Below are 7,796 nucleotides of genomic sequence, written 5' to 3'. Positions count from 1 at the left end.
GGGGGGGGGGGGGGGGGGGGGGGGGGGGGGGGGGGGGGGGGGGGGGGGGGGGGGGGGCGGGGGGGGGGGGGGGGGGGCCCGGGGGGCCCCCCCCTCCCGCGTCGTACCCGGACTGGTCAGACCTTGGCCTTGCCCAGGATGCGGTTCACTGTTGTGCCGCACACCGGACACTTGCCCTTGGCCATGTTCATCCCGGTCTTCGAAACCTCGACGTGCCCCTCGAAGTCCCGCTTCTCCTTGCACTTCACGCAGTAACCGTTGTAGGTCTGGGCCTGGTCGGCCACGGTAGCCTCCTCGTCTCGTCCGCCGGGCACGTCGGTCCGGCGGTGCTCCCGGCGGCGGGCCGTGGGGGCGCCGGCGCCGGGTCCTTCTCCGCGGCCACCCACGTGACCGCCGGTTGGCGGACCCTACCCAGGTCTGGGCGGTTCCATGTCAGCGGTGCATCGACACTGTGAGCAAGTCGACGTCGAGAGTGTGCATCCCGAAATAGGCGGGATAAGTGAGTTTGCCGGGGACACGCCGTGTGAAGCCCTCTGGGAGGTCCCCCGGACGGGGGTGCGGCGGCGCGGTCGAGGCCGATCACCTACGGTGGAGATCGCGCCCGAGGGTGGCCGCCCACGTCGCCACGAAGGGTGACGGGGATTCAGGCTCATGGTCACCACCAGTTTTTTTCGGACTCCTTACTACTAACCACCATTTTCCGGGCGCGTGTCGGGGTGTTGACCCTTGCGGACCCCTGGTCAGTACGCATTAGCTTTCCATCGTGGCAGGAAACCACGGCTGCGCGGCCCACTGATGGCGGCGGCGCGGAAGCCAGTCGTCGAGGTACGGCGCAGTCAGCGCCGGCGACGCACGGTGTCCGCCTACCGGGACGGCGAGCGGGTCGTGGTGCTCATCCCGGACCAGTTCTCCCGGGCCGAGGAGAGCGAGTGGGTCGACCGGATGCTCGCCCGGCTCGCCGCCCGGGAGGGTCGGCTGGCCCGTAACGACACCGAACTGCTCGACCGGGCGCTGCGCCTGATCAACCTGTACCTGGCCGACCTGGGTGGCGACGCCCTGCCGGCCAGCGTCCGCTGGGTCACCAACCAGAACGGCAGGTGGGGTTCCTGCACCCCCGCCGACCGGACCATCCGGATCTCGCACCGGCTCCAGGAGATGCCCGACTGGGTGCTCGACTACGTGCTGCTGCACGAGTTGGCGCACCTCATCGTGCCGAGCCACAACGCCCGCTTCTGGGCCCTGGTCGGCCGGTACGCCAAGACCGAACGGGCCCGGGGCTACCTGGAGGGGGTCGCCGCCGCCTCCGCCATGCCGATCGCCGGCTGACCGCCACACCCGTCGACCGTCCTGCCCTGGGCTGATCAACTCATCGGGGCGCAGGTAGCGGTGTCCGAGCGGCGTCGAGGGCACTACATGGGCCCACAGGAGTCGATCACCCGTACCGCGCCCACTAGGGTCGGGGAATGGTCCGACGGGTGGTGGTGGCGTTGCTCGGTCCGGTGGTCTGGTCGCCGCCCGGGGTGGAACCGACGCAGTGGCGTACCGCCCTGGCCGAGGACGTGGTGGACCTGTTCGCCACCCTCGCCGAGGTGGAGTCCGCGCTCGCGGTGACCCCGGCCGACCGCTGGCTGGCCGACGCGGTGCGCTGGCCCGACACCCCCGTGTACGAGGTACCCGAGCCGACCGTCACCGCCGTGCTGGCCGCCCTCGACGGGTACGACCAGGCCGCCGTGGTGGCTGCCGACGCCCCCGACCTGCCGGGCCTCGTCCTGGGCAAGCTGCTGCGACCACTGACCAGCCGACCCGTCGCCGTCGCCCCCGTCGAGGGCGGTCCGGGGCTGCTCGGGGTGGCGTCCCGGCTGCCCGTACCCGGGTGGCTGCCGGCGCTGGACCTGGACGTGGCCGGGCCGGCGGACCTGCGGCGCGCGGCCCCCGCCCCGGCCGACGTGGCGGTCACCCCCGGCTGGCACCGGTTGCGCGGCCCGGCCGACCTGGCCGCCCTCAACCCGGCCGTCGAGGGCTGGGAGGCGACCCGTGCCCTGCTCTCCGGTCACCGCACCTGACCGGTCACCGCACCCGGCCCGACCAACGCGCCTGGCCGGCTACCGCGCCTGGCCGGCCACCGCACCTGACCGGCCATCGCACCTGGCCTGACCAGCGCCGTCGGCCGACCAACGGCGACCGGCCGGGCCCGCCCCGGAGTCGGGCGGGCCGGCCGGGGTGGCGGCGGGTCGGGACCGGTCAGGGCCGGTCGGTGTCGCCCTCGGTGTCGTCGGGACGGGGACGGCTGCCCGGCGCCTGCTCCTCGGGACCGCCCGGCGCGGTGAAGTCGAAGGTGGCCAGCTCGTCGTCGAGATCCGTCGAGGTGGTCGCGAACGCCACCGGATCGGCGAAGTCGGCGTCCGAGGGGAGCAGGTCGGGGTGGCCCCAGACCGCGTCCCGCCCGGCGATGCCCCGGTGCTCGGTCAGCGCCGCCCAGAGCGCCGACGCCTCCCGCAGTCGGCGCGGGCGCAGCTCCAGGCCGACCAGCGCGGCGAAGGTCTGCTCGGCCGGCCCACCGGCCGCCCGGCGGCGACGGAACGCCTCGCCGAGGCGGACCACGTTGGGCAGCCGGTCGGCCGCCGCGTTGTCCACCACGTGGCAGACCCAGCCCTCGACCAGCGCGAGCACCGTCTCCAGCCGGGCCAGCGACGCCTTCTGCGCGGGGGTGTCCTCCGGGGTGAAGATCCCTTCCAGGGCGATCGCCTGCATCGACTCCGGGTCGGTCGGGTCGACCCGGCCCATCGCCTCCTCGATCGCCTCCCGGTTGACCCGGATGCCTGACGCGTAGTTCTCGACCGCGGTCAGCACGTGCCCGCGCAACCACGGGACGTGCTCGAAGAGCCGCTGGTGGGCCGCCTCGCGCAGGGCGACGTAGAGGCGTACCTCGTCTTCCGGCAGCTCCAGGCCCTCGCCGTACACCCGGATGTTGGCCGGGATCAGCGCGGCGGTGCCGGCCGGGCCGAGCGGCAGGCCGATGTCACCGGCGGAGAGCACCTCGGCGGCGAGCTGCCCGAGGGCCTGCCCGAGCTGACCGCCGAAGAGCGCCCCGCCGAGGGTGGCGACCATCGACTGCATCGGGCCGAGCTGGGCGCGGGCCTCCGGCGGGACCAGGTCGCCCATCGCGCCGACCATCCGGCTGGCCACCGGGTCGCAGAGCTTGCGCCAGACGTCGAGCGTCTTGTAGATCCACTCGTTGCGGTTCCACGCCAGGGAGACGCGGATGCCCGTCGGCCAGGCCGAGGCCGGCTCCAGCCAGAGGTCGGCCAGGCGCAGCGCCTCCTCCACCGCGTGCCGTTCGTAGGGGGAGGCCATCGGGTCACCCGTGGCCGCGAGCTGGCTGGCGGCCACCTGGCGGGCCAGGTCCCAGTTGACCGGCCCGCTGCCCGGCGCGGAGAGCAGGTGCTGCAACTGTGACATGAACTGCTGCATCTGCGCGGGATCGTTGGGGTCTGGTGGTTGCCCACCCGGGAGCGCGAAACCGAACGGAATATCAGGCACGACGTCTACGGTACGCGCGCCGCGCCCCTGGTAGCCGCCGTCGGCGTTGCGCTGAGGGCGAAGTCCGCCGCAGGCCGCCGGGCCCGCCGCCGCCGGTCGGTACGCTCTGCCGCATGAGACGTCGTGGCGTGACCGTCCTCCTCGGTGCTCTGCTCACCACCCTGCTGAGCATCGGCGTGCTCGGCGCGCCCATCCCGTACGTGGTGCTCGGCCCCGGGCCGACGGTGAACACCCTGGGCACCAACGACGGCCGGGAGGTCATCCAGGTCAGCGGCCGGGAGACCTCCACCTCCGCCGGTCAGCTCCGGATGACCACGGTCGGCGTGCAGCCGACGGTGAAACTGCGCGCCGCGATCGCCGGTTGGCTGTCCAAGGACGAGGCGGTGGTCCCCCGGGAACTGGTCTACCCGCCGGGCGAGTCGCAGGAGGAGGTCGAGAAGCGCAACGCGGAGGACTTCCAGAACTCGCAGAGCAGCGCCGAGACCGCCGCGCTGGTCAAGCTCGGCTACCCGGTCGAGGTGGTGGCGAAGGAGGTCGCCGCGGACGGCCCGGCGGCCGGTGCGCTCAAGGCCGGCGACGTGGTCACCACCGTCGACGGCGCGAAGGTCACCTCGGCGTCCCGGCTGGTCGAGCTGGTCCGGGGCAAGCCCGCCGGCACCGCGCTGACCATCGGGTACGTCCGCGACGGCGCAGCCGGCACCGCCACCGTCACCAGCCGGGAATCCGACGGCCGCCCGCGTATCGGCGTGGTCCCCGACCAGCGGCAGCCTCACCCGTTCACCCTGAAGATCGACCTGAAGGACATCGGCGGCCCGAGCGCCGGGCTGATGTTCGCCCTCGGCATCATCGACAAGCTCAAGCCGGAGGACCTGACCGGCGGGAAGATCATCGCCGGCACCGGCACCATCGACGACGAGGGTCGGGTCGGTCCGATCGGCGGCATCGCCCAGAAGCTGGTCGGGGCGAAGAAGGCCGGGGCCAAGGTGTTCCTGGTCCCCGCCGACAACTGCGCCGAGGCGGTCCGCAACCCGCAGCCCGGTCTGCCCATGCTCAGGGTCGGCTCGCTCGACGAGGCATTGACCGCGTTGGACACGTTGCGCGCCGGTGGGGAACCGACCCGCTGCTGAGGGCGGGGCCACGCCGGAACACCGGCGGCGACCCGGGCACGACCTGACCCGACACGTTCAGGAACACCCCGTACTCTGGGTGCCTGTCCGGAGCCGATCACATCGAGCGTGCGGAGCCAAACAGTGGCCATGCGTAGCAGCCCCCTGCCGAGGATGAGTCGGCGCGGACGCGTCACCATCGGGGTCCTGGTCGGGGTGTTCCTCCTGTTCACCCTGCTGGGCTGGGGGGTGCAGGCGTGGACGGACTGGCTGTGGTTCGACGAGGTCCGCTACACCCAGGTGTTCACCGGCGTGCTGCTCACCCGGCTGCTGCTCTTCCTCGCCGTCGGGCTCGGCCTGGCCGCGTTCGTGGGCGGGAACCTGTGGCTGGCGTACCGGCTGCGGCCGAAGCTGCGCCCGCACTCGCTGGAGCAGGCCACCCTGGAGCGGTACCGGATGCTGCTCACCCCGCGCATCGGCACCTGGATCAGCCTGACCGCCGTGGTGCTCGGCCTGTTCGCCGGGCTCTCCGCGCAGGGCCGCTGGTCGCAGTGGCTGCTGTTCCGCAACGGCGGTGACTTCGGCGTCAAGGACCCGGAGTTCGGCATCGACGTCGGCTTCTACGTCTTCCAGTTGCCGTTCTGGCGCTACCTGCTCGGGGTCGGCTTCACTGCCGTGGTGCTGGCCCTGATCGGCGCGCTGGCCGTGCACTACATCTTCGGCGGGGTGCGCCTGCAGGGCGTCGGTGACCGGATGACAGGCGCGGCGCGGGCCCACCTGAGCACGTTGGTCGCGGTCTTCGTCCTGCTCAAGGCCGTGGCGTACGTGCTGGACCGGCGGGCCATGCTGCTGGAGTACAACGAGGGCGCCAAGCTGTACGGCGCCGGCTACGCCGACGTCAACGCGCTGCTGCCGGCCAAGGAGATCCTGGCGTACATCTCGGTGGTGGTGGCCATCGCCATCATCGTGTTCTCCAACGCGGTGATGCGGAACCTGGTCTGGCCGGGCATCTCGCTGGCCCTGCTCGGCGTCTCCGCCGTCGCGATCGGCGGCATCTACCCCTGGGCGGTGCAGACCTTCGAGGTCAAGCCGAGCGCCCGGGACAAGGAGGCCCCGTACATCCAGCGCAGCATCGACGCCACCCGCAACGCGTTCGACATATCCGAGGTGCAGACCGAGGGGTACGCGGCGAGCAACCTGGTGCCCCCGGCCAGCCTGGCCACCGACACCTCGGTGGTGCCGAACGTCCGGCTGCTCGACCCGCAGCTCGTCTCCGAGACGTACACCCAGCTCCAGCAGGTCCGGGGGTTCTACGACTTCGGCCCCAAGCTGGACATCGACCGCTACTCGGTGGAGAACAAGACCTCCGACTACGTGGTCGGGGTCCGGGAGATCAACTACGGCGAGCTGACCGACCAGCAGAACAACTGGATCAACCGGCACACCGTCTACACCCACGGCTACGGCCTGGTCGCGGCCCCGGCCAACCAGGTGGTCTGCGGCGGGCAGCCGTACTTCGTCTCCGGCTTCCTCGGCGAGAAGGCGCAGGAGGCGTGCTCCTCGCAGGCCGAGCAGATCCCGGCCAGCCAGCCGCGGATCTACTACGGCGAGCGGATGCAGCCCGACGACTACGCCATCGTCGGCCAGACCAGCGCGGACAAGGACGTCGAGTTCGACCGGCCCACCCCGACCACCGGGGGCGAGCAGTACTACACCTACACCGGTGAGGGCGGCGTCGAGATCGGCTCGTTCACCAGGCGGCTGCTCTACTCGATCAAGGAGCAGGAGACGAACTTCCTGCTCTCCGAGGCGGTCAACGACAACTCGAAGCTGCTGTACGTCCGTAACCCCCGGGACCGGGTGGAGAAGGTCGCGCCGTTCCTCACCCTCGACGGCGACCCGTACCCGGCGGTGGTGGGCGGCAAGGTCCAGTGGATCATCGACGGCTACACCACGGCCGCGACCTACCCGTACGCCGAGCGGATCAACCTCCAGCAGGAGACCACCGACGAGCTGACCAACCGGTGCACTTTCCAGCTCGCCCTGGAGAACGTCAACTACATGCGCAACTCGGTGAAGGCCACCGTCGACGCGTACGACGGCACGGTCCGGCTCTACGAGTTCGACGACGCCGACCCGGTGCTCAAGGCGTGGAACAAGGCGTTCGGCGGGGACCTGGTGCTGCCCAAGAGCGCCATCCCGGCCGACCTGGCCGCCCACTTCCGCTACCCGGCCGACATGTTCAAGGTGCAGCGCAACCTGCTCACCAAGTTCCACGTCACCAACCCCGGCGACTTCTACTCCGGCCAGGACTTCTGGCAGGTGCCGAACGTGCCGGACGCGCCGGACAGCGGGCAGAAGCAGCCGCCGTACTACCTGTTCACCCAGTTCCCCAACCAGGACGCCCCCCGGTTCCAGCTCACCTCGGCGGTCACCCCGAACGGCCGGCAGAACCTCGCCGCGCTGATCTCCGGGTCGTACGTCGACGGGCGGCCGAAGCTGGAGGTGCTGGAGCTACCCGACCAGACCCGGATCTCCGGCCCGGTGCAGGTGCACCAACAGATGACCAACAACGCGACCATCCGGACCGAGCTGAACCTGCTCTCCTCCAACCAGGCCCAGGTGCAGTACGGCAACCTGCTCTCCCTGCCGTTCGGCAACGGGATGCTCTACGTGGAGCCGGTCTACGTCAAGAGCAACCAGCAGGACGCGTACCCGCTGTTGCAGAAGGTGCTCCTGTCGTACGGCGACGGCGGCTCGTACGTGGTGCTGGCCAACAACGTCACCGACGGCATCAAGCAGCTCGTCGAGCAGGGCAAACGGGCCGGGCAGGGAACCACCCCGCCGCCGGGTGGCGAGACGCCGCCGCCCTCGGGCGGCACCCCGCCGTCGCCCTCGCCCACGGCCTCGCCCGGGGCGAGCAGCCCACCGGCCAGCGCCGACCTGGCCGCCGCCACGCAGCGGGTCCAGGCGGCGATCGCCGAGGTCAAGGCCGCGCAGGCGTCCGGCGACTTCGAGCGGTACGGCCGCGCGTTGAAGGCACTGGACGAGGCGATCACCGCCTTCCAGCAGGCCCAGCAGGGCAACCCGGCGGGCACGCCCAGCGGTAACCCGCCCGCCACGCCGACGCCGTCCGGCGGCGGCTGACCG

At 71.7% G+C, this 7,796-nt stretch carries 6 protein-coding genes; 4 read left to right on the top strand and 2 right to left on the bottom strand.

Annotated features, from left to right (window positions below):
- Positions 1-116: 116 nt before the first annotated feature.
- On the bottom strand, positions 117-284 hold the full coding sequence (locus tag ACOJTC_RS12440) for a DUF5679 domain-containing protein (protein ID WP_007464795.1): 168 nt from the start codon (positions 282-284) through the stop codon (positions 117-119).
- Positions 285-795: 511 nt separating this feature from the next.
- On the opposite strand from ACOJTC_RS12440, the gene ACOJTC_RS12435 reads away from it, so the two are divergent.
- Positions 796-1,326 (top strand): M48 family metallopeptidase, encoded by a 531-nt coding sequence (locus ACOJTC_RS12435; protein WP_420116965.1) that lies wholly within the window; start codon positions 796-798, stop codon positions 1,324-1,326.
- A 137-nt stretch (positions 1,327-1,463) separates the two neighbouring features.
- Positions 1,464-2,063 (top strand): hypothetical protein, encoded by a 600-nt coding sequence (locus tag ACOJTC_RS12430; RefSeq protein WP_420116964.1) that lies wholly within the window; start codon positions 1,464-1,466, stop codon positions 2,061-2,063.
- 178 nt (positions 2,064-2,241) lie between these two features.
- Here the strand turns inward: ACOJTC_RS12430 and ACOJTC_RS12425 are convergent, their stop codons facing one another.
- Positions 2,242-3,471, bottom strand: a complete 1,230-nt coding sequence (locus ACOJTC_RS12425; protein ID WP_363655717.1) for a zinc-dependent metalloprotease — start codon at positions 3,469-3,471, stop codon at positions 2,242-2,244.
- 182 nt (positions 3,472-3,653) lie between these two features.
- Between ACOJTC_RS12425 and ACOJTC_RS12420 the strand changes: the two genes are divergently transcribed.
- Positions 3,654-4,667 (top strand): PDZ domain-containing protein, encoded by a 1,014-nt coding sequence (locus ACOJTC_RS12420; RefSeq protein ID WP_357929714.1) that lies wholly within the window; start codon positions 3,654-3,656, stop codon positions 4,665-4,667.
- 129 nt (positions 4,668-4,796) lie between these two features.
- Entirely contained in the window at positions 4,797-7,793 is a 2,997-nt protein-coding gene (locus ACOJTC_RS12415) for a UPF0182 family protein (protein WP_420116963.1), read from the top strand.
- Positions 7,794-7,796 lie beyond the last annotated feature (3 nt).

The organism is Micromonospora sp., assembly GCF_048594385.1.
Lineage (GTDB): Bacteria > Actinomycetota > Actinomycetes > Mycobacteriales > Micromonosporaceae > Micromonospora > Micromonospora wenchangensis.
This window is presented reverse-complemented; position numbering and strand designations above follow the sequence as displayed.